The organism is Blastopirellula retiformator (assembly GCF_007859755.1).
In the GTDB taxonomy this organism is placed as follows: domain Bacteria; phylum Planctomycetota; class Planctomycetia; order Pirellulales; family Pirellulaceae; genus Blastopirellula; species Blastopirellula retiformator.
Genome location: NZ_SJPF01000003.1, coordinates 762,866 through 789,812, shown reverse-complemented (window position 1 = coordinate 789,812; position 26,947 = coordinate 762,866). Strand labels below are relative to the sequence as shown.

Here is a 26,947-nt window from a genome sequence, read left to right as displayed (position 1 = left end):
TTAGTATCCAGCCGCGCCGCCATCGGGTCGGCGGCGATCGAGGCCACCCTCCAAATGCCCGCTCTTGGCGTCAACGACGATCACTTCGGCGGTCCCTTGCTTGTTGTTCCGGTAGAGCTCGTGCCCCATGTCGCGAAGGATGGCGAGCGTATCGGGCGAGAAGCCTTGGTGCTCGTACATGATCCGCGACGGCAACCACTGGTGATGGATCCGCCCGGCGTCAACCGCTTCCTGGGCGTTCATCTTGTGGTCGACCACATTCAAAATCGTTTGCAGGACGGTATTGATGATCGTGCGACCGCCGGGACTGCCGGTCACCATGAACAGCTCGCCATCTTTGGCGATGATCGTCGGCGACATGCTCGAAAGCATCCGCTTTTGCGGCAGCGCCAAATTCGGTTTGGTGCCGATCAAACCACCCGCTGTCGTCAGACCGGGGCCTGCATTAAAGTCCCCCATCTCGTTGTTCAAGATAAAGCCGGCCCCCGGCACGGTGATCGCCGAGCCATAGGCGTATTCGAGCGTGTAGGTCATCGAGACCGCGTTGCGATCGGCGTCGACCACCGAAAAGTGAGTCGTCTCGTCGCTTTCATACGCCCACTCGAAACTCTCCGGCGTCGAGACGGACGCCTTCGACTCGTCAATCGTTTTGCGCAACTCGGCGGCATGCTCCTTCGAGATCAGCTCTTTGACCGGCATGTCGGGATTGAAGTCAGGATCGCCCAGGTGCTGCGCCCGATCGGCGTAGCTGCGGCGCATCGCTTCGGCCATGCGGTGCAGGTTCAGGGCCGAGCCTGATCCGGCGGATCGAATATCGTATCCTTCCAGGATGTTCAGCATTTCGATCACGCCGACGCCGCCCGAACTGGGCGGGGGCATACCGATCACGTCATACCCGCGATATTTACCGGTTAGCGGTTGGCACTGCTGGGCGGCGTAGCCCTTCATATCTTCCAGCGTGATCAGACCGCCGTTGGCCTCCATTTCTTTGACCAACAGTTCGGCCGTTTCCCCTTCGTAAAAACCGGCCGGTCCTTGATCACGAATTCTCTCGAGCGTCTTCGCCAGATCGGGCTGTTTCAGAACATCGCCAGCCAGGTACGGCTCTCCATTCTTGGTGAACTGCGCGAGCGACGCGGGGTACTTCTTGAAACGATCAATTTCCCCTTTCAGCGTCCGCTCGAGTCCATCTCCCACCACAAACCCGTCGGCCGCCAGAAGAACCGCCGGTTCGACCAGGCGTTTCCAAGGGAGCTTGCCGTGCGTTTTCCAAGCCAGGTACAGCCCAGCGACCGTCCCCGGCACACCGACCGCCTTGTGGCTTTCGTGGTGCCGCTGGTAGTCGTATTCCCCGTTTTCGTTTAGCCACATCTCGGGGTGCGCGGCGGCCGGCGCCTTTTCACGAAAGTTAAACGCCGTCGGCTCTCCCTCGGCCGGACGAAAGACCAAGAACCCGCCGCCGCCGATGTTGCCGGCGGTCGGATGAGTCACCGCCATGGCAAACGCGGTCGCCACCGCCGCATCAACGGCGTTGCCCCCTTCCTGCATCACATCGGCGCCCACTTGCGACGCGATAGCGCTTTGCGAAACGACCATCGCGTTTCGGACCCGCGTCGGATCATTCCCCCCGAGCGCACTCCAAGTCAGATTCAGCAGCAATAACAAAGAGAGCGGCAGCACAGCACGTCGCAACATCGGGCGATACTTTCCGGTAGATAATTGAGTCAGCCAGGGGGGCTTGGAGAGTGGAAAACGGGGATGAGGGGTTCCCTTTATCATACTCCCCCACTGCGGATTTCACGGCCGTGGCCTGCGAATTTTGCGATTCTGGCGTTCTCTCTGGCGTCGTTTGTCGAAAAACCCTACGATTGACTGAGACTCGGGTCGCCGCAGCGCCAGCACCGGCGACTTCCGCTGCCCCCCCTGATATCGACAACAGGACCTCCTCGTTATGCGTAGATCACGTCTTTCCGGCATTTGGATCGGTTTCGCTATGGGCGGTTTGTGCGGCGTCGCCGCGATCGCCGGCGTTTTGCTGTCGCGTCCGACCAACGCCGTCCTCGAGATTCCCGTTCAAGCCAGCGCCACGCGGACCGACACCATGGCCGCCGCGACCGGCGATATCGACTCCAGCGCCGACGGACTCTTCACGCTCGACTTTTTGACCGGCGACCTGCAGTGCTACGTCATTAACACCCGCAATCAGCAGGCCGCCCCCAGCGTGTTTCGCGCCAACGCGATGGGCGATCTGCAGATCGATCCGACCAGCAAGCCGCAGTTCATGCTGCTGGTCGGCAAGGCGATGTTCCAGGGAGGCCGGACCGTCAACGCTCGCCCCGCCAACTCGGTCGTGTACGTGATCGACTCGACCAGCGGCAACTTTGTCGGCTACGGCATTCCGTGGCAGGAAAATCAGGCTTCGCGCGGCGCCCCGCAGAGTGGCGCCTTGATTCCGATCACCCGGGGCTCGGCCCGCAACGCGATGATCCGCGAACCGTAAACTGGCTTCGCAAGATTCCAAAAAACCGAAGCCCCGCGTCCTTTTCGCGGGGTTTTTCATGCGCTGGCCGCATCCTCAGGCGGTGGTTGTCGATCTTTTCCCCTCCCCCGTACAATAAACGATCGATCCCCCCTGATTTCCGCTTTGTAAGTACGACATGAAGATTCGCGTAAACGCCGCCGACCATGAAGCGCCCCCCGAGGCGACTGTGGCCGACCTGATCGCCCAGCTCGGGATGAACCCCAAGTTTGTTGCGGTCGAATTGAATCAGCAGCTCGCTCCCCGCAAACGTCACGCCGAGATCCGGCTGACCGAAGGGGACGAGGTCGAAATCGTCACGCTGGTAGGAGGGGGTTAATGAGCGTCGTCACTACGCCGCAGTTCGATCAGCCGCTCAAGATCGGCACGCACGTCTTGAAGTCTCGTTTGATCGTCGGGACCGGCAAGTACGAAACGTTTGAGGTAATGCAGCAGGCGCTGGAGCTCTCTGGCTCTGACTGCCTGACCGTCGCCGTTCGCCGCGAACGCTTGTACGATCCGCATGGCCGCAACATCCTCGACTACATCGATCTCGACCGCTACACGCTGCTCCCCAACACGGCCGGCTGCTACAACGCACGCGATGCGGTTCGCACGGCACGACTGGGACGCGAGATCCTGGAAGGGCTCGAGAACCCCGGCGCCGACTGGGTAAAGCTGGAATGCCTGGCCGATACCAAGACGCTGCTGCCGCATCCGGTCGAAACGCTGATCGCTTGCGAAGAGCTGGTCAAAGATGGCTTTCAAGTCCTCTGTTACACGACCGACGATCCGGTTATCGCCCGGCGATTGAAAGACCTGGGCGCCGCGGCTGTGATGCCAGCCGGCAGTCCAATCGGGTCAGGGCAGGGGATCCTCAACCCGAACAACATCCGGATTTGTCTGGAATACCTGAAGGATGGTGATCCCGACTTTCCGGTGATTGTCGACGCCGGCGTTGGCGCCGCCAGTGACGTGGCCGTGGCGATGGAGCTGGGAGTTGATGGCGTGCTGCTGAACACGGCAATTGCCCATGCCGAAGATCCGCTTCGCATGGCGGTCGCCATGAAGTGCGGCATCGAAGCAGGCCGCATGTCGCACTTGGCCGGACGCATCCCGAAACGGCTCTACGCGTCGGCCAGCAGCCCCGAAGAAGGCGTCATCGGCCAGAAACCAGCGCCCCGCTGGGAAGCGGCGCACGACTAAGTACCGCTCAATTTTTTTGGTGCCATGCTCTTACGGCGTCTTCGACGGAAGAGCATGTCTTCGATGCGGTATCCAGGAAAAAGGCATGCTCATCTCGCGTGTGACGCGATAAGAGCATGGCACCAAGGATTTTTACCTAGCGCATAACCGCTGCTGCGAAAGAACGCATGACCACGTCCAAACCAAAATTCGCCGCGGCTCTGTCAACGCACGATACGACCGAAGAGGCGATTGCCGAGGTTGCACGCAAGGCGCTCGATCAACTTTCGGCGCCGGTCGACCTGGCGTTCGTCTTTGTCTCGCCGCAACATGCCGAGCACCTTGAGACGATCGCTGCGCAGCTCTGCAACCTGCTGGGTACTGAAAACCTGTTCGGCAGCACTGGCGAAGCGATCGTCGGCGTCGGTCAAGAGATCGAACATGCCCCGGCGATCTCGCTCTGGCTGGCTCACTTGCCCGGCGTCGAGATCACGCCGATGCATCTCGAGTTCCAGCGCACGCCCGATGGCGGATCGTTCACCGGCTGGAATGGCGATCTGCCGCTGCAGTGGCCCAGCGACGCGTCGCTGATCCTGCTGGGCGAACCGTTCAGCTTTCCGGCCGACGCGCTGCTTGCCCGGATGAACGAAGACCAGCCCGGCGTACCGATCATCGGCGGCATGGCGAGCGGCGGACACGCCCCCGGCGAGAACCTGCTGATTCATGGCGCGGAGGTCAAAAAAACGGGCGCGACCGCGATCTACCTGCATGGCGCCGTGCGGATTCGCACCGTCGTGTCGCAAGGTTGCCGCCCGATCGGACAGCCGATGGTGATCACCAAGAGCGAGCGAAACGAAATCCATCTGCTGGGCGGCCGCCCGCCGCTCGACGTGATCCGCGAGATCTTCGCTACCCTGCCGACCAGCGATCAGCAGCTGGTCAACCAAGGCCTGCAGATTGGCCAAGTGGTCGACGAATATCGCGACAAGTTCGAGCCGGGCGACTTCATCGTCCGCAACGTGATCGGCGTCAACCAAGAGAGCGGCGGGATCTCGGTCGGCGACTATGTCCGCCCCGGACAAACAATCCAATTCCACGTTCGCGACGAACACTCGGCCGACGCCGACCTGAAACAACTATTGGCGAAAGAAGCGCCCGGCACGCCGCTGGGCGCGTTGGTCTTCACCTGCAACGGCCGCGGCACCCGACTTTTCTCCACGCCCGACCACGACGCCGCCTGCGTCCAAGCGGCCTGCGGCGACATCCCGGCGGCCGGGATCTTTGCGATGGGAGAGATCGGCCCGATCGGCGGGCAGAATTTTATGCATGGGTTTACGGCGAGTCTGGCGCTTTTTGAGGAAACTCCCGCCTCTTAAGCTTGGCTGATGACCTCGTCGGAAGCCCCGTGTTGCTCACCTTCCTCTTCCACCCGCTCTGGCGTCCAAATCAGCGGCAAGATCGCAATCGTCAAGATCACCGCTTGCCCAATCACCGCCGACGCGATGATCTTTTTGTCGGCGATTCCCGGCGCCAGGTATTGCTTGGTCGGCAACTCATACAGAGCGTTATTAACACATGCCAACAACAACGCCGTCGGGACCGTCGCAAACAGGGCCAACCGGCGGATCCGTGGGTTGGGCGTATCGAACGCGACCATCGGTAGGATCGCGCCGATCGTCGCCAGCAGCGCCATTCTGGGGTAAATCGAAAACCAGAATTGACTCATCTCGACGAGGCTCCCCAAAAACAAAATCACCGCGAAGAGGAAAAACCAAACTCGCATCCGATACCGAAAGTCGGTCATGGCTTCGTTTCGCACAACGGCTCGCATCCCGTGATGCACCGCCACCGTCAGTAAGAACTGAAGTATGGCCAGCGGAAACCAGTGTTGCCCCAGAAACAAACGGTTGGGCTCACCCACCATCCGTTCGACGACGAACAACCAAAGTATCGCGAGTGCGACGCTTACAAGCACGCGTCGCCAATGCTCGCCTGCATCGGTAGTCGCCAATATCGCCAACAGGCTGACAGTCGCGAGCGTCATTGTTCTGGCCAGCGGGAAATAGACGTACGCGCCCAGGTCCATCGGGTCGATAAGCATGCACAACACGAACACCGCAGCCACCAGTAGACCAATGGCGATCGCATACCGCCAGTTTTGCCTCTTGGTGGACAGAGCGCCTCCTGCACCGCCAAACAACAGTGGCCCAAACCCAATCGTCGTCAGGGCCAGTTGAATCACCAGGCAAAAGTTCCAGTCCCACGTCGTTATTCCGACTCGGCCCGACGTCGCCCACACAAGGGTCATCTGACACAAGTATCCAACGCCCAGCGTCGCCGCCAGACCGACGAACACCACCAACCAGCGCATCGGCCGCGATCGCCACTGGATCGCCAGCGACGGCGCCAGTCCCGCCAGAGCCCCGCCGCCGCAGAGAATGACAAAGATGGTAGCGCCGTGGGTGACCGTCTCGTAACTGGTCCAGCGCATGCGGACGAACAACGGCCTGGCGCCCGCCGACAATAACGCGACGATCGAGACGATCGCCATCAGCGTCAACAGCGAGAAATGCGATCGCGGCTCGGTCCGATCTCGGCGAATCAGCGAAAACAGAAGTCCCACTGTCCCGGCCAAGACGGCGATCAGCGTCGCCTGCAACAGGAGCGACACAAAAACATACGTCATTTGAAACGTGAAAGCACCCGTCTCGGTGTAGACCCCAAAGCAAAAAAAGACAGCCGCTGTCGCCATCGCAAACGCACTGAAACCGTACCGCCTTCGCCACGAAATCCCCGCAAGCGACAACACGATCCCGGCGAAATTGGCCAGCGAACTGATCGCGGCGAACGTCATCACCAGTCGATCCAGGCCCTGAAAATGCAAACCGACCGAACTGACGCAAACCAGTCCGATCGCCAACGCCTGTAGAAAGAGCCCCCAACAAAGCTTCAGCGTGATCGCCTCGGCGCGCGGGTCGATTTCAGCCGGCGGAGCGGCTGGTTCCATCTCTTCGTCAACAAACTCGGTGCTAATCATGGCTCTTGTTGTAACACGTCAGCTGCCGGAGGCGGCGTTTTTTGAAGCGGCGATCTGGTTGGCGCCAGCGTAATTGGCGCCAAGGTCAGCGAAACGGCGGCCGCCTGAACGCCGACGAAGAGGACGGCATCCCAGTATTCCATCACGTTCTCGTTGGGGACCAGCCAGTCGTGCAGCCAAAGAATCCCCAGCGACATCAAGATCGACTGCGGCAATCCGGCGACCAGCAGCAAGATCCGCAGCGCCCTGCGACGTAGCGCCAGCGCCTGCAGTGGACCAATCACCGCCACGGCGTTCATCAGGGCGACCGTGGAGAAGCTGGCCGCCCGGCTGTTGGCCCAATCCTCCCAACCAACGTCGAGCGTCGCCGCGACGCCTCGCACGATCCCCATTCCGACCCCCACCGCCGTCACGACCAAGATCAGCGTTAGCAGCGAAAAGTGCCGCTTTCTTATCGCAGCAGCACAGGAGAACTGCGCAACGATTGCACTGGCAAACGCGACCAAGGTGTACTGCAGTGAAATGAGCAGCAGCCACAAATGAAGATCGTTCCCCGAAAGCGTCTCCCAGAAATAGAGGGTAATGAACGATGTCGCCAACAACATCGCCAGGCTGACCGGCAAACGAATCGCCAGCGAGAGCATCGGCAGCGCCACCAGCACTCCCATCAGGCTAATCGACGCAAATGAGCCGGCGTAGATCAACAGGATCCCGATCACTAAACCGGGTCGAGCCAGCCAAGCGACCAAGAAAAGCAGCCCCCAGACGGCCGCCATCAGCGCAATCGACAAGGCCAATCGTCACGACGCCACTTGTGTAACCTGCGGAAATGGATCAGCCGTCGCTGATTCGTTGGCATCCATTGGGTCTGACACGCCTACCCCACTTACCCAAACAACTCGAAACCGGGTCCAAATCGCCAAATACACTACATATTGTGTTGCCAAACCACCAAAAACACCACATATTGAACATGGAGCCACTTATGATTCGTCCGACACAAAGCCCCTCAACACCGCCAGAAACCGAGATTCCGACGCCGCTGAAGGTCTCCGCCAGCTTCTGCCCGGCCGAGGCGGCGACGCCGTACGACGCGTTCTCGTGGGTCCGTCGCGACGCGGTCATTCCATCGGCGGACGGACCAGCGATCTTCGAGCAACCGGGCGTCGAGTTTCCCGAGCACTGGAGCCAGACGGCCGTCAACATTGTCGCCAGTAAATACTTCTTTGGCGAGCAAAGAACGGCCGGACGCGAAAATAGTCTCCGCCAACTGGTTGACCGGGTCGTGCGCACGATCGCCGACTGGGGCGTTGCGGACGGTTATCTCAGCCCCGAGGGAGGTGAGATCTTCTATCGCGACCTGGCCTGGCTTTGTCTCGATCAGGCCGCCGCGTTTAACTCGCCCGTTTGGTTCAACGTCGGCTTGAATCAGGCCTATGGCGTCACCGGCGATCGCGCGGTCTGGCGGTGGAATCCGGAGGTTGGCGCGGCGACCTGCGACGCCGACGCCTACGTCTTTCCACAAGCTTCGGCCTGCTTTATCCAAGGGGTGCAGGACGACATGCAGTCGATCATGTCGCTGGCCGCTTCGGAGGCGATGTTGTTCAAATACGGCAGCGGTTCCGGCACCGACCTGTCGACGCTTCGCTCGCGCCGCGAGCTTCTCTCAGGCGGCGGCAAACCGTCGGGGCCCCTCTCATTCATGCGGGTCTACGACCAGGTCGCCGGCGTCGTCAAATCAGGCGGCAAGACGCGTCGCGCCGCGAAGATGCAATCGCTGAAAGTCGAACATCCCGACATTCTCGACTTCATCCAGTGCAAAGCGAAAGAAGAGGCGAAGGCCCGCATCTTGATCGAGCATGGAGGTTACGACGCCGACTTCAATGGCGAAGCGTACAACTCGGTCCTCTTCCAGAACGCCAACCTTTCAGTGCGGATCAGCGACGCGTTCATGAAAGCGGTAGAACAAGATGCCGAGTGGCGAACGCACTGGATCACCAAGCCAGAAAACGCAGGCCCCTCCTACCCTGCCCGCGACCTACTGCGACAAATGGCCGAGTCGGCGTGGCAATGCGGCGACCCCGGCGTGCAGTACGACACCACGATCAACCGCTGGCATACTTGCCCCGAGTCAGGCCGAATCAACGCCAGTAATCCCTGTTCGGAATATATGTTTCTGGACGACTCGGCGTGCAACTTGGCCAGCTTGAACCTGATGCGGTTTCGCTGTGGCGACGGTTCGCTTGACGCGCCTCGGTTCGCGGCCGCCTGTCGGCTCGTTTTCCTCGCCCAAGAGATCTTGGTCGACCGTGCCGGATACCCCACGCAAACCATCGCCGAGAACAGCCATCGCTTTCGCCCACTTGGTTTAGGTTACACCAATCTTGGTTCGCTGCTGATGGCCAGCGGTCTGCCGTACGACAGCGATTCGGCGCGCGGCACGTGCGCCGCCATCACGGCGATCTTGCAAGGCGCGGCGCTACGAACCAGCAGCGAAATCGCCGCCGCTCGGGGCGCGTTCGCCGGCTTTGCCGACAATCGCGCCGCCATGTTAGCCGTTATCGATAAGCACGCGGCGGCGCTCGATCAGGTGCAACACGCGCCCACTGCGCTGCTGCAATACGCCAAGGCGCTCTGGAGCGAAGTGCAGACAGCCGGACAGCGTGACGGCTACCGCAACGCCCAGGCGACTGTCCTGGCTCCGACCGGTACGATCAGCTTCTTCATGGACTGCGACACGACCGGGATTGAACCGGAACTCGCCCTGATCAAGACGAAACGCCTGGCCGGCGGCGGATCGCTGCAGTTGGTCAACCGGACGGTCCAACAAGGCCTTACCGCGCTCGGCTATTCGCCGCCGCAAGTCGACGCCATCACGCAACACCTGCACGAAACAGGCTGCTTGGAAGGAACGCCAGAGCTGCGCGAAACCGACCTGCCGGCGTTCGACTGTGCGTTTCCCGCCCAGCCGGGCGGACGGTTTATCGCGTGGAAGGCGCATATGGCGATGATGGCCGCGGCGCAACCGTTTTTGTCCGGCGCTATCTCCAAAACGGTCAACCTGCCCGAGGACGCCACGCCAGACGATATCGCCGACGCGTATGTCTGGGGCTGGAAGCTGGGGCTCAAATCGCTTTCGATCTATCGCGACAATTCCAAGTGCAGTCAACCGCTTTCCAGCGGGACGAGCGCGTCGCCTGTAGAACGTCCGCCAGAGCCAAGTCGCGAACATTTGCCCGACACGCGGCGCTCGCTGACGCACAAGTTCAACGTCGCCGGACACGAAGGTTACTTGACCGTTGGTCTCTATCCCGATGGTCGCCCCGGCGAGTTGTTCATCACGATGGCGAAGGAAGGAAGTACGATCGGCGGACTGGTCGATTGCTTTGGCATCGCTTGTTCGATCGCGCTGCAGTATGGCGTTCCGCTTGACGTACTTTCGCGCAAATTTTCGCACGTGCGGTTCGAACCGATGGGCGTCACGTCAAGCAGAGAAACGCCAATTGCCGCAAGCGTGGTCGATTACATTTTCCAATGGCTAGCCAAACGATTTCCGAGCGGGTATGGTAACGGCTTCGTGGAAACGAAGCTTGCGGACGCATCGCCAACTGAAGACGATGCGTCGTTAACGAAGCATGATTTGCAGCAGTGGTCCGGCGCCAAGATGAACGCCGGTCAACATGGTCAGGGAAAGGCCGATAGGAGCGAAATCGCGCCGGCTAGGGAGTTGCCGGCGTTTCACCCGAGGGCAAGGAACGCGGATGCCGACCCAGTGGATGGGACCAACACGGCGCCGCAAATTGACCAGGAAATAGCCAAAACAAAGGGGGGCCAGCCGTGGCTCGTCGATCGAATCGAAGCCGCTCAGCGATCGCTCGCTGAGCAAGGTAAGTTCGGAAGACCCAGCGCGGACTCGCCTTCAGACGCTCCTATTTGTGATCGTTGCGGCAGCTTGACGGTTCCTAGCGGAACTTGCTATGTCTGCCGTAACTGCGGGAATAGCTTGGGATGCTCGTAATGGAGTTGTGGGCAATCGTCCCGACCCAAAAAGTTCGTCAAGCGTGAATGAGAACGTACGCGTTTTTCGGTCCGTCTAGGCAAGGGAAACGACGCCTCGAGCATTCCACGCAAAAAATTAGCGGATGTCGCCGGAATGCAGTCCCGACGACATCCGTTTTTTTATGCGTTCTTCAAAATAGGCCGTCATCGTTAGCGGCCGGTGAAGCGAGCGTGTGCTTTTTCCCTATTTCCACGCTCGTTTGGGGATAACTTGTCGCAATCCCGTCGACGGCCGTGGCGTTAGCCCGCAAGGTCGTTTTCCAACACGATGCGATACCGGGCCTTCCCCGCCTTCAAGTGCTCCAAGGCGTCGTTGACCTTCGACATGGGGAACGTCTCGATCTGCGGCGAGATCTCATGACGGGCGCAAAAGTCCAACATCTTGGCGATCGTCGTGGGGCTGCCGATTGGCGAACCGCCGATCGAACGCTGCGGCATGATCAGCGCCATCGCTGAGACAGGAATCGGATCGAGCACCGCGCCGACCAGCAGCAGCTTACCCTTGGGCGCCAAGGTATCCAGAATCACCGGCCAATCGAGCGATACGTTGACCGTCGACAGCACAAAGTCGAGCGAGCCTTTCAGCTTGCCCATCGCGTCGGAGTCGCGCGAATTGACGACGTTGTGAGCGCCCAACTTCTTCGCTTCTTCTCGCTTGGAATCGCTCGAGGTAAACGCGGTCACCTCGCAGCCCCATTTGTTGGCGAACTGCAGCGCCATGTGACCCAGCCCGCCAATGCCGATGACGCCGATCCGATGCGTCGGCAGCACGCCATACTGCAACATCGGGTTGAAGACGGTCACGCCGCCGCAGAAGAGCGGCCCCACGTCGGCTGCCGAGAGAGCGTCAGGAAGCGGCACCACAAACTGCCAATCGCAGCGAACCTTATCGGCGAATCCGCCATGATGCCCAACGATCGTCGCCGCCGAATCGGAGCAAAGATTGTGGTCGCCGCCCAGGCAATGCGAACAAGACATGCAGCTGCCCGACTGCCAACCAACGCCAACCCGCTGGCCAATTTTCAGCCCTTTGACCTGCGAGCCCATCTTGACGATGGCGCCCGACGCTTCATGACCAGGCACCAGCGGAAAGGCCGACATGCCCCACTCGTTTTCGATCATCGACAAATCGGAGTGGCAGATGCCGCAATGCGTAACGGCGACTTCGACTTGGTTGTCCGCCAGCGGACCGGCGTCATATTCAAACGGCTCCAGCGGCGCTCCCGCTTTCGGCGCGGCATAGGCATGGACGACTTCACTCATGACTCGTTCCCCCGGATCCTTGGTATGCGAAACTCGCGCAAGCGCAGTCGCCTGCGTCGCTGAATTATCGCACACGTTTCTAGAGAGAACTACGCCCGACTTCGACTAGGCGAGCAGACCCTCAATCGGACCGGAAGAGTCGGCGAAGTGGGTAGCCGGCGAACCGATCGCCTGCAACATCGTCAGCAGCAGGTTCGACATCGGATTGTCGCGCGTCGCGGCGATGTGCTGTCCCTGCTTCAAGCGTCCGCCGGCATTGCCGCCGACCAGCAGCGGCAAGTCATGCGGGTTGTGCGAATTGCCGTCGCGCAAGCCGGAGCCGAACAGCACGACGCTATTGTCGAGCACATTGCTTTCCCCTTCCGGAGTCGCCTTCAGCTTTTCGAGCAGATAGGCGTACTGGGCGACGTGCCACTTGGCGATCAGTTCGTACTGCGCCAGTTTTTCTTCTTTCCCCTGGTGATGCGACAGCTCATGATGCGAGCCTTCGACCCCATCCAGAAACGCGAAGTTGATCGAACTGACCGAGTTGCCGAACATGAACGTGCATACGCGGGTAATGTCGGCTTCAAACGCCAGAGCGATCATGTCGAGCATCAACCGGGTTCGCTCGGCGTGATTCTTCGGATCGCTGACCGGCGCGGTTCGGCTGGCGAAATCGACCTTCGACTTCCAGGTATTCTGTGACTTCGACTCGACCATCTCCAGCCGTTTTTCGAGCGAACGAACCGACTCTAGATATTGATCCAAGCGATGCCGATCGGTTTCTCCCAGTTGCTTGCGCAGCGAGTTCGACTCTTCGCTGACCCGATCTAACAGCGGGCGATTCGAGCGGCCGTCCGACTTTCCGCTGGCGATCATCGTCATCCGGTCAAACGCCAACCGCGGATTGATCTCTTTGGCGAGCGGTTGCGTCGGCGTTCGCCACGAAACGTGCGAACCGTAGACGCGGGTATAACCGACCGTTCCGTCGACGCCAGAACTCACCGGCTCGGTTCCCAGTTCCATCGACGGCAGCGGCGTGTACTTGCTCAACAGATCGGCGGCGACCTGATCGGCCGAGATCCCGCCGCTGTTCAGATTGACGCCGGTCGTCTTGGTGATCGTGGCGCCAGTCAACCAGGCGGCGTCTTTCACATAGTGACCATCGCCGGTGTTGGTCGCTTCGTGCCACAGGCCGGAGACAACCGACACGTCGTCTTTGATGCCTGCCAGCGGTTCCAGCTGACGCGGCAGCGAATAGCCGGCGCCCTGCTCTTTCGGCGTCCAGACTTCTTGCCGCACGCCGTTCGGGAAGAAGAGCGCAGCGAATCGACGGGGCGTCTCTTGTCCGGCGTCGCCGGCAAATGCCGGGCCCATCGCTTCTAGCCAAGGAAGCGCCAAAGCGGCCGCTCCGGCGCCACGCAGCATGGTACGACGATTGATTCTGGGCGTCTTCATTGACTGATTCTCTTATTACGAAAGGGCTCGCTGGTCACAATGGCGAGCACCAAATCTTGGGAACGATAGTCGTTGGCCTGCAGCTGCTCGACGATCGACTCGACCGTGGCGACGTCGCCCGACTCCAAACCGCGGGCCAATGCATAGCCGAGCATCTTTTGCGTCAGCTGGCGAATAAATTGCTCTTTGTTTTCCAGCAGGTACTTCTTGAGCCCCGCCTGACCGTCGATCTTCACGCCGCCAGGCAGCTGGGCCACCGGATCGATCTTCCCGCCGGAGTCTTTGTCGCGCCAGCGGCCGATCTCATCAAAGTTCTCTAGGGCGAAGCCAATCGGATCGATGCGGTTGTGGCAAGTCGCACAGGCCGGATTGTCGCGATGCTGTTGCAGGCGAACTCGTAGCGTCTGCGCAGCGGCCGCTTCTTTCGACTCTTCCAGCGGCGGCACATTGGCTGGCGGCGGCGGAAGCTCGACGCCGAGCAATTTATCCAACACCCAGACGCCCCGCAGCACTGGACTGCTGCGGCGTGGATACGAGGCGATCGCCATCACGCCGCCGGCCCCTAAGACGCCGCCGCGAGCGCGATATTCTTCCGGCAACTTGTAACGCTGCAGACGCTGATTGAAGTCCCCTTCGATCTTCTTGCGATCGAGCTTGTACATGCTACAGAGTTCGGCATTCAGGAACGTCCAGTCGGAATCGATCAACGAGAGCAGGCTGTCGTTCTCCTTCAGCATCGATTCGAAGACGTAGATCGGCTGATCCCGTAGCGAAGCGACATGCTGGTCCTTCACCCATTTGTGCAGTTCGGCGTCGACCTGCTTCGTCTTCCCCAGGTCGGCCGTGCCGAGCCACTGACCAACAAACTGCGTCAGCGAATCGTTGAGACGGGTCCCGCGCTCTTGGATCATCCGCAGCGCCTGCCGCTTCAACTCTTCCGGATCTTGGAGCTTCCCGGCATCGGCCGCTTTACGCAGCTCTTGATCGGGCATCGTCGCCCACAGGAAGTAGCTAAGCCGCACAGCCAGCTCATGATCAGTCAGCGGAACCGACTTGTTCGGCTCGCTCGGGGCCTCTTCGATCAAGAAGAGAAACTTGGGCGAGATCAACACGCCGCGCATCGCGTAAAAGCAGGCCCCGTCAAAGTCGAGCCCGTCGGCTCGGGCTTCGTCGTAGGTTTGCAGGATCGCGGCCAGTTCCGCTTCGGTCGGTGGTCGCCGGTAAGCCGCCGCGGCGAACTTCTTCAAGTTCCGCTTCGCCGCTTCTTGCTCGGGCAGCTTGTCGCTGGGACGCTCCCGCAACAAGCGACCGCGCGAACGTGAATCGTGCGCCGCATAGTCCAGCGCGGCGACCGCCGCTTCGACATACTTCTCAGCATGGATCGGCGAAATGATCAGCGTCTCGGCGGCGTTGTTAAAACCTTCGCCCCCGGCCGAGTCTTGCGGCAACCCATGTCCGGCGTCAAAGTGGGCGCCCAACAAATCGCGAATTGTGTTTGAGTACTCATGCACCGCCATCCGGCGGAACATCGGCGGGCCGGCAAGCTCGCCTTGCTGACGAACGGCGTCGCGGGTCGATGCTTTGATCCAGTCGACTAGTTGCAGCCGGGCCTGCTCGTCCATCGGCTCGGCGTCGTCGGGCGGCATCGAATGATCGGCCAGTCGCTGACGCACCTTCATCCACTCGTCGAACTGCCGCCCCATCGCCGTAGAGTCGGTAAAGTGATTCAGCGAGAAGCCCCCTTCTCCCTCATCGCCGCTATGGCAATCGGCACACGACGTCTCCAGCAGTTTTTGCGCGGCGGCGAAATCAATCGCCGGGGTTTCGTCCGCATTCACTTGACCAGCGCAGAGCGTCAGGCAGATCGCGCTAATCAGGGCGACCAAACGAGCGACAGGCGGGACGTGAGTGCGGAGCATCGGCATTCAGAGCGACTTTGGCCGCGCACCGAGCAAGTAGTTGCTGGTCGCGACGAGGTAGGGAGGGAAAGAGCGAACGTAAAGGGAAGTTCGCGGGTGGGCATCTATCTATTGTCGATACGCGCCGGTCTGCGTCAATAGATTTGCGACCGTTCCACCAGGGGGGATGCCCGCCGTTAGCCGCAACCAGCTTTCGAGTTACGCTAAACGTCAATCGCCGTAAACTCGCCGCCGTTTCGGCGACGCTTGGCAGGTCGCCGATGGTTTACATCGTACCGAGCGTCTCCAGGCCTTGCCGGGCGACCTGGACTTCATCATAGAGCTGCGGATTCTCGTCATACAGCGAGATAATCCTGCGATAGATCAGGCGGGCCTGATCCCGATTTCCTGCCTGGACCGCCTTTTCGGCCAGACCAAGATGTTTGTCGACCGAGGTGATTTCTTCCCGTTTGCGGACCACCTTCTCGGTTCGCAGCTTCTCCAGCTCTTGCTGGGCAATCAGGTAGTACGGGCGCTCTTCCGGCGAGTCGGCGTCGAGCTGGGCGACCATTCGGTCGTATTTGGACCATGCGTCTAGCTCACTCCCAAGCAACGCCAGCTTTCGGGCATCGGCCAACATCTCTTCGCCGTCGTTGCTGTAGTCTTTGCCGATCCGCTCTTTGTGTCGCAAGCGGGCTTCGGCGTCCATGATCCAAACCTTGTCGACGTAGGCCTGGGCTTCGGCGGCGTGCGGACTGTCGGGATATTTCTCCAGCAGCGGCAAAAGATAGGTCTCTTCGGCGATCTTCCAATCGGTCGATTCTTCCGACTGCATCAACCTGGCGCCCCGGTCGAAGAGTTGCTGCTGCGACATCGGCAGAAACGCATACCCGATCGCGCCGATCACCAGCAGCAAACAAAGCACGAGAAACCACGGCCGTTCGTAGATCGGACCGGCCGGGCCTTTCGCTTTTTTCTGCTTCAGCAACCGCTTGGCGTCTTCTTTGGCGACGCCGGTTTCGATATTGCTGTTTCGTCCGGCGTTGCCGACGACCGCATGTTCCAGCGAGCTGGTCCCGGCCGCAACGGCCGAGCGCGTCTCACGCAGCGCCGACGCAACCGCGTCCATCGAGGCGGTCCGTTTGGCTGGATCGACTTCGATCATTTGCATGATCAAGCGATCGAGCCAGATCGGACAGTCGAGCGCAAGCGTCGCGATCCGCGGTGGCGGCGTCGCAAAGCGATCCAACTTGGCGGCGTCCGTTTCCCCTTCGGCTAGCGGAAACGGGACGCGTCCCGAAAGGCCGCGGTACATGATGCAACCGAGCGAGAAAATGTCGGTGCGGGCGTCCGGGTTCCCCGCGGGGTCGAACTGCTCGGGCGCCAGGTAGAGTTGATTTTCGAGCGAGGGTTCAGCGACCGGTTCTTTTCGCCAGGCGACGCCAGCCCAGAAGTTCGTCAGTTTTACTTCCAGCGGCAGATCAGGGTGCTTTAGCCCTTCGCCCGAGAGCAAGACGCAGCACGGATTGAGACGCAAATGACATACGCCGCGGACATGCGCGAACTCCATGCCGGCGCATACCTGCTGGGCGATATCGAGCACGACGCCCCAGATCATCGACATTCGATCGTCCATGTACTGGGCGAACGATTCCCCTTCGACCAGTTCCATCGCCAAAAACGCGATCGACTCGTCGATGCCGGCGCCATAACAGCGGACGATGTTGGGATGGTTCAGTTTGCGGAGCAGTTCGCTGCGCGCTTGCAGTTGCTTACGACCAACCGGATCGGCGGCATACCGAGCCGGCAAGATTTGGATCGCGGCCTGACGGTGTTGCTTGAGATGGACGGCGCGAAAAATCTCGGTGTCGTGGCGACGGTCGAGGCGGTTCTCCAGCGCGAAGGGACCTAGGCGAGACAGAGTTACCATTCGTTTTCTTCAACCTCTTCTCTCCGGTCTTCGGAGAGTCTCATTGCGCTTTATTGGCAACATTGAGGCATCGCGGGGTGGCCCCCTTTGCGATCCGTCGCAAGCCGATGCCGGATGTACAGTATCAAGCTGGGAATTTAGCTGACAGCGGCCTTAACGCTACCAGTTGGACGCCGCAACTAGTTCTATCGTTGCGAAATTCGGGCCAAATCCTCCAAATTGGAGAATTCTATCACTTACACCACATTTTATGCCCAAATTGGTGCTGGCAAGCGCCTCGATTTGAGAACCGCGTCTCAGGGTGAGACACGCTTCGACGTTGCCCTGTTCGCAGAACCTCAATAGAATCAACCCGCTCAACTCCGCGCAGGTAGCGGAGGATTCGAGAAAATCCCCTAAAACTCGTTGGGAAATTGCCATGGATGGCGCCGCCCTACGACTGACGGCCGAGACTCCTCAAGAGGAGATCCTCCGGTTCGGTCGGACCATCATTCAACAAGAAGCCACCGCGCTGACCTCCATCGCCGAGCGACTGGACGCTCGGTTTTGCGAGGCGCTCGGCTTGGTCATGCAATGCCCCGGCGACGTGATCGTCACTGGTATGGGCAAAGCGGGCCTGATCGGCCAGAAGATTGCCGCGACGTTCGCGTCGACCGGCACGCCGAGTCACTTTCTGCACCCGGCCGAAGCGATCCACGGCGACCTGGGACGCGTCGATCAACACGACGTCGCCCTCATTTTTTCGCAAAGCGGCGAGACCGAAGAAGTCGTGCGGCTGCTTCCCTCGCTGAAGTCGCTCGGCGCCCGAATCGTGGCGGTCACTGCTAACGAAAGAAACACGCTAGCTCGCGCCGCGCAGGTCGTGCTGCCGCTCGGCCCGATCGTCGAAGCCGGCACCAATCGCCTGGCGCCCAGTACCAGCACCGCGGCCATGTTGGCGATCGGCGATGCGCTCGCGCTAACGTGCAGTTGGCAGCGAGGTTTTCGCCCGGAAGATTTTGCCCGTTATCATCCCGGCGGAAGTCTGGGCCGGAAACTGGCGTTGGTCGACGAAGTGATGCGGCCACTGTCCGAATGTCGCGTCGCTCGCTGTGATCAAACGGTCCGCGACGTTTTTGTCGGCGCCTGTCGCCCAGGTCGCCGCACCGGCGCCATCATGCTGGTAGACGCCGATGGCAAGCTGGAAGGTTTATTCACCGACAGCGACCTGGCTCGCATTTTTGAAACGGGTCAAACCGAGTTGCTCGATCATCCGATCTCCAGCGTGATGACGCATTCGCCCAAGACGGTCGTCAGCGGCGTTCGCGTGCAAGCGGCACTGGTCGAAATCGCCAAGCTAAAAATCAGCGAGTTGCCGGTCATCAACGCCGATGGCCAGCCAATTGGCATGATGGACATTACCGACCTCGTCGAGGCGCCATCGTCCGATTGCAGCGAAGAGACGTTGCGGCGCAAGCCGGGCGCCCCCTGGACCGTTCCTTTTCCGAACCAGAACGGGGGAACTGCGTAAATGAAACTGGAAGAACGCTGCAAGTCGATTGAGTTTATCGTGTCGGACGTCGATGGCGTCCTGACCGATGGTGGCGTACTACTCGATAACGAAGGGATCGAAGCGAAGCAGTATCACATTCGCGACGGTCTGGGGATCAAGGTCTGGCGCAAGGCAGGCTTTCGGTTCGGCATCATCACCGGCCGCAATTCGCAAACCGTTCGCCTTCGCTCGTCGGAACTTGGCATCGACGTCGTTCGCCAAGGGGTCGACGACAAGTTGACCGTCGCCAACGATTTCCTCAAACACTTCGGACTAAACCCGCAGCAGCTGGCCTACATCGGCGACGACCTACCTGACTTGCCGGTCGTCCGGATCGCCGGCCTGGGCGTGGCGGTCAATGACGCCGCGGCCGAGCTTCGCGAAGCGGCGCACTTTGTGACGACCGCGCCCGGCGGACGTGGCGCCGTTCGCGAACTGGTAGAACTCATCCTGAAAGCACAAGGGCGCTGGGCCGACATCGTACGCAGTTTCTGATCGACCGTGATCGATCAACTTCATCCTCACCACTCCCATCAACGGAACCCGGCGACAGCGCGATGTTGAATAAGCTCAAGCGAATCGCCATCAGTCTTGCCGTCGTGGTCGGCGCGTACGTGTTGTACGCCGTCGCGGTCGTTCCGTGGATTGAGCCGCATCTCGGCCGCGTTGGCCCGGGCGTCGACCCCTGGGCGACGCCCGACATCGTCGGCCAGCAAAAGGCGTTTCTCGCCAACTTCTTTCCCCAAGAATCGTGGCAGTTGGGAACGACGAAGGTCTTGGAAAGCAAGCGCATGATGCTATTGATGCGTGATTTCAAAGAGCTGGGAGTCGACGACAAAGGGAATAAGCAACCGAATCGCCTGAAGCTGGAACCAGTCACGATCTTGGTTTTTGCGACCGACGATCGCCAGGAACGACTCGACGAACCGCCGCTAATCCTGGAAGGGGAAGAGGCGATCCTCAACTTCAGCGAGTTGAATCTCTCATTCGGCAAAATTGGCGACCTGAATGGCGGAACGCTGGCCGGCGACGTCACCATCCGCCGGGCGCCGTCGACGCCGACAGCCCGCAACGGGATCGACATCAAAACCCGCGACGTCGAGATGCACCCTGGCTGGATCGAAACCAAGGCGCCGATTCAATTTCGCTATGGCGGCTCTTCCGGCAGCGGCCGGCATCTGATCGCCAAGCTCGACGAGTCCTCCAGTAAGCCGGGGAAAACGCCCTCGGCGATTGGCGGCCTGCAGTCGCTGCAGCTGAACCATGTCGATCGCGTTTTGATCGCCACGCAGGGAGGCCTGAACGATCCGATCGGACCAAGCCAGCCGAGGCGGCAGGAAGACTCAGCCCCGCTCGAAATCACCTGCAATGGACCGTTCCTGTTTGACGCGGCGCACAAGATCGCCAGCTTTCGCGAACGCGTCGTCGTCACCCGGCCGACCGAAGCGACGACGCCTGACCAACTGCGGGGCGATCTGATCGAGGTTTACTTTACCGAAGACGAAGCTCCCAAGGTCGCCCAGGCCAACGCCCCGACGAATGCGCCATCGAGCGACGAATCGAAATCGATGGGGAAGCTGAAAGTGCAGCGTCTGGTCGCGGTCGGCGCTCCGGCGACGCTCAACGCACCCAGCGCCGGCGCCCGAGCGACCGCCAAGCAGTTTATCTACGACGTGCTGCGTCGCCGCATCGAAGCGAGCGGCGATCAAAATACGGAACTCGCCAAAGACCAGTGGGTCGTCCGCTCGCCCAACGTGCAATACGAAATGGCCGAGAACAGTCGCGACCTGGGACGTCTGTGGGCGGCTGGCCCCGGAACCTTCACCGGCCAGCTGGGCAAGAATCAACGCTCGGGCGACGTCATCCGCGTCGGCTGGCGCGACCAACTACGGGTCGAACCGAACGACGCCGGCGAACACGTGATGACCCTCGCCGGCGACGTTTCGGCAGGCGTCGATGGCCGCGGACAAATCCAAGCCGACAACCTTTACATCTGGATTCGCTCTCTCAGCATCCCCGGCAAGCGGGACAAGCAACTGCTGGCCGATCGCATGCACGCCAACGGCAAAGTCGACATTCGCTCGCCGCAGCTCAACGGACAAACGAAAGAGCTGAAAGCCTGGTTCCAATATCCAGAGCTGAACGCCGCGAAAAACCTCGACCAACCGAGCGAGCAAGCGGTCTCGCTCGTCCGTCCAGGCGCAAACGTGGTTTCCCCTTCGCCGCCCTCCGGTTCGGGAATGAACGTTTCTCTAAATCGCGGCCAACAACCGCAGATGCTGCCGCCAATCGCCTTCAATGGTCAAGCGGCCGAGAGCGATGAGCCGAAGACGAAGTTCGACATGCATGGCGATCTGATTCAGCTCGTCTTCATGCGAATGGGCGAACGGATGCTGGTCGAGAACGCCACGATCTCGGGCCAGGTCGAAGTCAAAGAGACCCTCTCGACCGAGCCGAACAAACCGCCGCTGGTCGTCACCGGCGACGTGATTCAAATCGAGCACGCCTCGTCGCCGAACGCTTACGCCCATGTCGTCGGCGCGCCCGGAATGATCTCGGGACGCGGCATCCAACTGTTCAGCAATCACCTGCAAATGGATCAGGCCCAAAACCGGGTCTTTTCGCAAGGTCCCGGCGAGTTAATGTTGCCGATGGATCGCGACTTTGAAGGACGCAAACTGGCCCTCCCCGAGATCTACACGGTCACCTGGCAAGGGAGCCTGGAGGTGATCGGCGATCGAATCATTTTTGATCGCAACATTGCGGTCCGCGGACGACCGATGCAGTTCCAGAAAGGGCAGTTGGGCCTGGTCACGGAACAACGCCAGCTCAACGCCGGTCGGATGGAAGTGGTGCTCGATCAGCCGATCGACTTCCGCCAACTTGGCAATAGCCGCAACCCCAGCGTCCGCCGCATCGAATGCAAACAAGGCTTTAACGCCTACAATCCGACGGTCGAACTTGGCAAGCTGATTAGCATCGATGAGATGCGGGCCGACAACCTGAGCATCGATCAGATCAACGGCGATATCGTCGTCAGCGGGGCCGGCGCCGCCCGGAGTACGCGGATCGGCTTTCAAGGTTTTGACGCCGCCATGCAAAAGGGGCCCTCCCCTGCTCCGGCCAGCGGTCAGTTGACGTTCGTCGAAGTCAACTTCCGCCAAGGCGTGATGGGCAACATCCATCGCCGCCAGATCTCGTTCCGCGATGTGCATCCGGCGATTTACGGACCGGTCGCCAACTGGGGCGACTCGATCGCTCCCAACTCGCTGCAAGGCCTGCGAGAAAACGATGTTGAGCTCGCCTGCGAAGAGCTGACGATCGCGCAGCTTCCCTCGCCCAGCGGTCCTTCGCAGGCGGTTGAATTGATCGCCAGCGGCAACGCCAACATTCGCGGGCGACTCTACTCGGCGACCGGCGAGCGGTTCACCTATTCCAACGAGAAACAGATGATCGTGCTGCATGGCAGCGGTCGCTCGGTCGCTCAGCTGTCGTATCAGCAGCAACTCGGCGTCCCGCGGCAAACGGCCGCGGCGGGGACGATTCACTTCTGGCCGAAAGAACATCGCTTCGAGGCGAGCAACGGTCGCTCGATCGAAGTCTCGAACCTGCCTAAATAGCCCCCCCGACGCGCTTATCGAGATCAGCAGATCATTCGCGCCGAAAGGGGTGATAAATGTTCGGGAATTCCACCGCCTGCGTGGGCTATTTCACTTTCTTCTCCGATCGATTGCGCTGATAACTTACAGGGTCGTCTATTCTTTCCACGTTTGGATTCCGGGAGCCAAAGCCAATGTCAGAAACGCCGAACAGTGCGGAACCGATCGAGAGCTCGCCCACCCCGCCGCGTCGCAACCTGATTGCCACCGTGGGCAAGATTGCCCTCTACTCCTTTCTGGCGTTAAGCTGCGGCACTCTGTTCGCCGCGCAGTATGTACCGGAGGTCGCCACAGCCCTTTCCCTCATACTGCCCGAAGAAGAGCCGCACAGTTGCTCCTCGCTGCAGCGTGGATCATGTTGCCTGGCGACTGCCTACCCTGAGCCAAGCTGCTGCCCCAGCAGTGGCGGATGCCCCGCTGCCCGCGAAGAGCCGAGCGAGATGATCATCGCCGCCGTTGAGCTACAGCTAGCGGCCGAACTACAGGTAGCGACGGTCGAGCAGCCCCCCATTCCGCCGGTCGTCGACTAGTAGAAACCGCTTTCAGCTCGATCGCGTAAGATAAAAAAGAGACGGACCCTATCAGGTCGCGTCTCTTTTTTGTATGCAATTCTTATCTGTTCGCTATTCACCGGCCGATGATTCGCCCCTAAATGAAAAGGGCGAATCGTTGATTTTTCAGAAAAAGATTGATCTGCGGCCTTCGATTATATAAAATCTCGCTTGGTTGTCATCGATCCTTCGATGCAACTGCACCTTTGAAAGTAAGAGAACTACCGTGGCAAGCGCAAACGAAGTTCAGCATGGCGCCCGTCGACAGAAACTGGTGGGTGATATTCTGCTTGTGCTGTTTGAGGGGAAGTTCGCCCCCGGACAGCGTCTTCGTTTGGAACATCTGGCCGAGCAGTTTGAAGTCAGCGTCACTCCGGTTCGTGAAGCGCTGGTCGAATTGGCCGGCATCGGCGTCGTCGAGCTACAGCCGAATCGCGGCGCCGTGCTCCGTCCGTTTGGTCCGCGCCAGGTCGAAGAGATCTGCCAGGTTCGCCGTATCCTGGAATGCGAAGCGGCGCGCAGCGTCTGCGGGCGGATTGCGCCGTTCGAGTTGGAACTGCTCGAATCGCAGTTCGCCGAACTCGACTCGGCCAAACGCAACAAGCGCTGGTCGCAAAAAACGCGCGAGCAAGATACGCAGTTGCACGAATTGATCGCCGATCGCTGCGGCAGCGAACGCCTGGCGTATGAGCTTGGCCGCTATAAGGTGCTGATCCGCACGCTGCGCGATGCCCGCCATATGCATCGCTCGACGCGCGACAACTATGCCGAAATGAACGAGAACGCCGAACACCTGGAGATCGTCCGCGCCATCCAAGCGAACGATCCCGATCGCGCCGCCAAGGCGATGGCCTACCACATCGAGAAATCGATCGAGGTCATTAACGCCGACTTGTTCGATCCCAAACAGATTGCCGCTGATCGCCGCGAGTCCTTCCTAACCAATCCCACCGTTTCCTCCTGAGGAGCGAATCGTCCGTGAAACTCCCACCTATTTTCTTCACGACGCTGATTGCCCTGCCCCTCCTTCCCTCCCTCCTCACTGCTGCTAAAAACGAATCGCCTGTCGACTTTCAGCAGCAGATCGCCCCCCTCCTCTCGCAGCGCTGCGTCTCGTGCCACTCTCCCAACATCAAAAAGGGAGAACTCTCGCTGGCCACGCCCGACGATATGCTCGACAGCGGCTTCGTCCTTCCCGGCGACGTCGATGGCAGCTATCTGTTGGAAGTCATCGTTGGCCATGACGAGAAGCCCGCGGCAATGCCTAAAGATGGCGAACCGCTCACCGAAGCCGAAGTCGCTTTACTGAAACGCTGGGTCGAGCAAGGCGCCGCGTGGCCGGAAGGGCTCGTGATTCGCGAAGCCTCCAAGGCGGACAAGTCGTGGTGGTCGCTGCAACCGATCGCTCAGGTCGATCCGCCGGAAGTCGCCGACGCGCCCGACGCCTGGCGGAAAAACCCGATCGATCGTTTCGTCTGGGCGAAGCTGGCCGCCGCGAACCTAAAACCGAACTCCCACGCTGATCGCCGCACGCTGATTCGCCGGGCAACCTTCGATCTAACCGGCCTACCTCCGACGCCAGCGGAAGTCGACGCGTTTGTCGCTGATGATTCGCCCGACGCCTATCCACAGCTGATCGACCGTCTGCTCGCTTCGCCCCGCTATGGCGAACGTTGGGGTCGACATTGGCTCGACGTGATTCGCTTTGGCGAGAGTCGCGGCTTCGAGCGGAACCAGATCATCACCAACTTGTGGCCCTTTCGCGATTACGTCATTCGCTCGATCAACGAAGATAAGCCGTTCGATCAATTCATTCGCGAACACCTCGCTGGCGACGTGATCGCGCCCAACACGCCCAACGTTGAGATTGGCGCGGCGTTTCTGGTCGCCGGTCCGTACGACGACGTCGGCAATCAAGATCCGGTGCAGGCCGCTCAAATCCGGGCGAACACGATCGACGAGATGATTCGCGCTTCCAGCGAAGCGTTTCTCGGCCTGACCGTCGGCTGCGCCCGCTGTCACGATCACAAGTTTGATGCGATCTCGCAAAAAGATTATTACGGACTGTATGCGACCTTCGCCGGCGTCAAACATGGCGAGCGGGCCGTCGCCACCGAGTCCGAGCGGAACGAGCGAGCCGCACGGCTGAAAGACCTGCAAACGCAACAAGCCGAGTTAACCCGCCAGCGCGATGACATCGAGAATTTCTCCATTGCCCGCGGCGAAGCGAAGACAGAGCACTACCAGCAGCTTTGGTCGCGACCTGCGATCTCGCGTCAGTCGACCGAAGAACGCTTTCCGCCGATCACCGCCAAAATGGTACGCCTGGTCGTCGAAGGTCAGGAGAAAAACCCAAACGCTAACAGCGGCTATCGAATCGATGAGTTTGAAATCTGGACTGCCGAGGAAAAGTCTCAGAACGTCGCGCTCTCCTCGACTGGCGCCACCGCCGACGGCAAGTCGCGTCAAGCCGGCGACTTTGACGGCGCCTATAGCCCGACGCTCACCATCGATGGCAAGTTTGGCGCCCGCTGGCTCGCCTCTGGTCCCGAATTGACGATCACCCTGTCCGAGCCGCAATCGATCGATCGGATCCTGTTCTCCAGTGATCGCCCTGGCGCTGCGGCCGATCATGGAGTCGCCAACTTCGTCAGCGAGTACCGCATTCTCGTCTCGACCGATGGCGACGCCTGGACCGAAGTCGCCAACTCGCATGATCGCCAACCTGTCAACGAGGCCCATCGCCGCAAACGTCTACTGGCCGCCGAACTAACCGACGACGACCACGCCCAAAGGGCGGAACTTGGCAAGCAGTTGGCCGAAGTTAACAAGGCGATCAGCCAGGTTCCGCCGCTGCCGGTCTGGTGGGTTGGCTCACGCATCGCCGCCAATGGACCGTTTCATTTGTTCCTAGGAGGCAGCCCCGAGCGAAAAGGAGAGACGGTCACGCCAGGCAGTCTCTCCGGCCTCTCAGAAACGGCGCCATCATACGAACTTCCGGCCGAAGCCGCCGAGTCCGAGCGACGGCTGAAGCTGGCCGATTGGATCGTCGATTCGCAGAATCCGCTGCCGCAGCGAGTCTTGGCCAACCGCATCTGGCAACACCATTTTGGAACCGGCATCGTCGCCACCCCCAATGACTTTGGCTACATGGGTAGCGAGCCGTCGCATCCAGAGCTGCTCGATTGGCTCGCCCAACAGTTGGCCGACAATGGATGGAAGCTGAAACCGCTGCATCGGCAGATCATGCTCAGCCAGGCCTATCAGCAATCGAGCAAGCATCGCGCCGCTGCCGCCAAGGTCGACGGTGATGCCCGACTATTGTGGCGTTATCCGCCGCGGCGATTGTCGGCCGAAGAAGTCCGCGACGTCGTGCTGCAGATCTCCGGTCAGATGAACCTGAAAATGGGCGGACCGGGCTTTCGGCTCTACCAGTACTTGCAAGACAACGTGGCGACCTACGTGCCGCTCGACGAACATGACGCGTCGACCTATCGCCGCGCCGTCTATCATCACAACGCCCGAGCGGCCCGCACCGACCTGATGACCGAGTTCGATAGTCCTGACTGCGCCTTCTCGGCGCCTCGCCGGGATGAGACGACGACGCCGCTGCAGGCGCTGACGATGCTCAATCACGACTTCACCCTCGACATGGCGCAGTTTCTGGCCGAACGCCTGCAGAAAGAAGCGGGCGACGATCCACAGGCACAAGTCGAACGGGCCTACGCCCTTTGTTATGGCCGCCAGCCGACCGAAGCGGAAACCAAAGCCTGCGTGGCGCTCTCCGCCGAACATGGCCTGCCCGCGCTGTGCCGCGTGTTGCTGAACACTAGCGAACTGATCTACCTCCACTAGTCACCTCCCACGCCTAGAGAA

General features: G+C 60.4%; 18 protein-coding genes. 11 read left to right on the top strand and 7 right to left on the bottom strand.

Features of this window, described 5'->3' with window-relative positions; all coding sequences use genetic code 11:
• A complete protein-coding gene (ggt, locus tag Enr8_RS15005; protein ID WP_146432916.1) occupies positions 1-1,695 on the bottom strand; it encodes a gamma-glutamyltransferase in 1,695 nt (564 codons plus the stop codon).
• A 256-nt stretch (positions 1,696-1,951) separates the two neighbouring features.
• Between ggt and Enr8_RS15000 the strand changes: the two genes are divergently transcribed.
• The 4 genes from Enr8_RS15000 to Enr8_RS14985 all read left to right on the top strand — a co-directional run bounded on the left by Enr8_RS15000 (position 1,952) and on the right by Enr8_RS14985 (position 5,079).
• On the top strand, positions 1,952-2,500 hold the full coding sequence (locus Enr8_RS15000; protein ID WP_146432914.1) for a hypothetical protein: 549 nt from the start codon (positions 1,952-1,954) through the stop codon (positions 2,498-2,500).
• Positions 2,501-2,657: 157 nt separating this feature from the next.
• The gene (gene thiS, locus Enr8_RS14995) at positions 2,658-2,858 is read left to right on the top strand and encodes a sulfur carrier protein ThiS (RefSeq protein WP_146432912.1); all 201 of its coding nucleotides are present in this window, start codon (positions 2,658-2,660) and stop codon (positions 2,856-2,858) included.
• A complete protein-coding gene (locus tag Enr8_RS14990; protein ID WP_146432910.1) occupies positions 2,858-3,724 on the top strand; it encodes a thiazole synthase in 867 nt (288 codons plus the stop codon). Before thiS ends, Enr8_RS14990 begins: the two co-directional genes overlap by 1 nt.
• Before the next feature lie 167 nt (positions 3,725-3,891).
• On the top strand, positions 3,892-5,079 hold the full coding sequence (locus Enr8_RS14985; RefSeq protein WP_146432908.1) for an FIST signal transduction protein: 1,188 nt from the start codon (positions 3,892-3,894) through the stop codon (positions 5,077-5,079).
• On the opposite strand, the gene Enr8_RS14980 is transcribed toward Enr8_RS14985, so the two are convergent.
• Positions 5,076-6,740 (bottom strand): DUF2339 domain-containing protein, encoded by a 1,665-nt coding sequence (locus tag Enr8_RS14980; RefSeq protein WP_146432906.1) that lies wholly within the window; start codon positions 6,738-6,740, stop codon positions 5,076-5,078. The two genes, Enr8_RS14985 and Enr8_RS14980, sit on opposite strands and share 4 nt — an antisense overlap.
• The gene (locus tag Enr8_RS14975; protein ID WP_146432904.1) at positions 6,737-7,531 is read right to left on the bottom strand and encodes a hypothetical protein; all 795 of its coding nucleotides are present in this window, start codon (positions 7,529-7,531) and stop codon (positions 6,737-6,739) included. Before Enr8_RS14975 ends, Enr8_RS14980 begins: the two co-directional genes overlap by 4 nt.
• 194 nt (positions 7,532-7,725) lie before the next feature.
• On the opposite strand from Enr8_RS14975, the gene Enr8_RS14970 reads away from it, so the two are divergent.
• Entirely contained in the window at positions 7,726-10,758 is a 3,033-nt protein-coding gene (locus Enr8_RS14970) for a vitamin B12-dependent ribonucleotide reductase (protein ID WP_146432902.1), read from the top strand.
• Positions 10,759-11,039: 281 nt separating this feature from the next.
• On the opposite strand, the gene ahr is transcribed toward Enr8_RS14970, so the two are convergent.
• The 4 genes from ahr to Enr8_RS14950 all read right to left on the bottom strand — a co-directional run bounded on the left by ahr (position 11,040) and on the right by Enr8_RS14950 (position 17,330).
• The gene (gene ahr / locus Enr8_RS14965) at positions 11,040-12,062 is read right to left on the bottom strand and encodes an NADPH-dependent aldehyde reductase Ahr (protein WP_146432899.1); all 1,023 of its coding nucleotides are present in this window, start codon (positions 12,060-12,062) and stop codon (positions 11,040-11,042) included.
• 105 nt (positions 12,063-12,167) lie between these two features.
• The gene (locus Enr8_RS14960; protein ID WP_146432897.1) at positions 12,168-13,502 is read right to left on the bottom strand and encodes a DUF1552 domain-containing protein; all 1,335 of its coding nucleotides are present in this window, start codon (positions 13,500-13,502) and stop codon (positions 12,168-12,170) included.
• Positions 13,499-15,421, bottom strand: a complete 1,923-nt coding sequence (locus Enr8_RS14955) for a DUF1588 domain-containing protein (RefSeq protein WP_186767668.1) — start codon at positions 15,419-15,421, stop codon at positions 13,499-13,501. Before Enr8_RS14955 ends, Enr8_RS14960 begins: the two co-directional genes overlap by 4 nt.
• A gap of 265 nt (positions 15,422-15,686) precedes the next feature.
• A complete protein-coding gene (locus tag Enr8_RS14950; protein ID WP_146432892.1) occupies positions 15,687-17,330 on the bottom strand; it encodes a serine/threonine-protein kinase in 1,644 nt (547 codons plus the stop codon).
• A gap of 418 nt (positions 17,331-17,748) precedes the next feature.
• Here Enr8_RS14950 and Enr8_RS14945 point away from each other — a divergent pair, with 418 nt between their 5' ends.
• The 6 genes from Enr8_RS14945 (at position 17,749) to Enr8_RS14920 (ending at position 26,926) form a co-directional block, all read left to right on the top strand.
• The gene (locus tag Enr8_RS14945) at positions 17,749-18,840 is read left to right on the top strand and encodes a KpsF/GutQ family sugar-phosphate isomerase (RefSeq protein WP_146432890.1); all 1,092 of its coding nucleotides are present in this window, start codon (positions 17,749-17,751) and stop codon (positions 18,838-18,840) included.
• Positions 18,841-19,356: a KdsC family phosphatase gene (locus tag Enr8_RS14940; RefSeq protein WP_146432888.1), complete on the top strand. Its 516-nt coding sequence runs from the start codon at positions 18,841-18,843 to the stop codon at positions 19,354-19,356.
• A 62-nt stretch (positions 19,357-19,418) separates the two neighbouring features.
• Positions 19,419-22,481, top strand: coding sequence for a hypothetical protein (locus Enr8_RS14935; RefSeq protein ID WP_146432886.1), 3,063 nt, complete (start codon positions 19,419-19,421; stop codon positions 22,479-22,481).
• A gap of 173 nt (positions 22,482-22,654) precedes the next feature.
• Entirely contained in the window at positions 22,655-23,050 is a 396-nt protein-coding gene (locus Enr8_RS14930) for a hypothetical protein (RefSeq protein WP_146432883.1), read from the top strand.
• Positions 23,051-23,297: 247 nt separating this feature from the next.
• Positions 23,298-24,035 carry a GntR family transcriptional regulator gene (locus tag Enr8_RS14925; RefSeq protein ID WP_246120093.1) on the top strand — a complete coding sequence of 246 codons (738 nt, stop codon included), beginning with the start codon at positions 23,298-23,300 and terminating at the stop codon, positions 24,033-24,035.
• Positions 24,036-24,049: 14 nt separating this feature from the next.
• Positions 24,050-26,926 carry a DUF1553 domain-containing protein gene (locus tag Enr8_RS14920; protein WP_146432879.1) on the top strand — a complete coding sequence of 959 codons (2,877 nt, stop codon included), beginning with the start codon at positions 24,050-24,052 and terminating at the stop codon, positions 26,924-26,926.
• Positions 26,927-26,947 lie beyond the last annotated feature (21 nt).

Bases quoted from the DNA above. Each gene is read 5' to 3' on its own strand.
- ggt (WP_146432916.1), bottom strand. From the start codon at position 1,695: ATGTTGCGACGTGCTGTGCTGCCGCTCTCTTTGTTATTGCTGCTGAAT.
- Enr8_RS15000 (WP_146432914.1), top strand. From the start codon at position 1,952: ATGCGTAGATCACGTCTTTCCGGCATTTGGATCGGTTTCGCTATGGGC.
- thiS (WP_146432912.1), top strand. From the start codon at position 2,658: ATGAAGATTCGCGTAAACGCCGCCGACCATGAAGCGCCCCCCGAGGCG.
- Enr8_RS14990 (WP_146432910.1), top strand. From the start codon at position 2,858: ATGAGCGTCGTCACTACGCCGCAGTTCGATCAGCCGCTCAAGATCGGC.
- Enr8_RS14985 (WP_146432908.1), top strand. From the start codon at position 3,892: ATGACCACGTCCAAACCAAAATTCGCCGCGGCTCTGTCAACGCACGAT.
- Enr8_RS14980 (WP_146432906.1), bottom strand. From the start codon at position 6,740: ATGATTAGCACCGAGTTTGTTGACGAAGAGATGGAACCAGCCGCTCCG.
- Enr8_RS14970 (WP_146432902.1), top strand. From the start codon at position 7,726: ATGATTCGTCCGACACAAAGCCCCTCAACACCGCCAGAAACCGAGATT.
- ahr (WP_146432899.1), bottom strand. From the start codon at position 12,062: ATGAGTGAAGTCGTCCATGCCTATGCCGCGCCGAAAGCGGGAGCGCCG.
- Enr8_RS14960 (WP_146432897.1), bottom strand. From the start codon at position 13,502: ATGAAGACGCCCAGAATCAATCGTCGTACCATGCTGCGTGGCGCCGGA.
- Enr8_RS14955 (WP_186767668.1), bottom strand. From the start codon at position 15,421: ATGCTCCGCACTCACGTCCCGCCTGTCGCTCGTTTGGTCGCCCTGATT.
- Enr8_RS14950 (WP_146432892.1), bottom strand. From the start codon at position 17,330: ATGGTAACTCTGTCTCGCCTAGGTCCCTTCGCGCTGGAGAACCGCCTC.
- Enr8_RS14945 (WP_146432890.1), top strand. From the start codon at position 17,749: ATGGATGGCGCCGCCCTACGACTGACGGCCGAGACTCCTCAAGAGGAG.
- Enr8_RS14940 (WP_146432888.1), top strand. From the start codon at position 18,841: ATGAAACTGGAAGAACGCTGCAAGTCGATTGAGTTTATCGTGTCGGAC.
- Enr8_RS14935 (WP_146432886.1), top strand. From the start codon at position 19,419: ATGTTGAATAAGCTCAAGCGAATCGCCATCAGTCTTGCCGTCGTGGTC.
- Enr8_RS14930 (WP_146432883.1), top strand. From the start codon at position 22,655: ATGTCAGAAACGCCGAACAGTGCGGAACCGATCGAGAGCTCGCCCACC.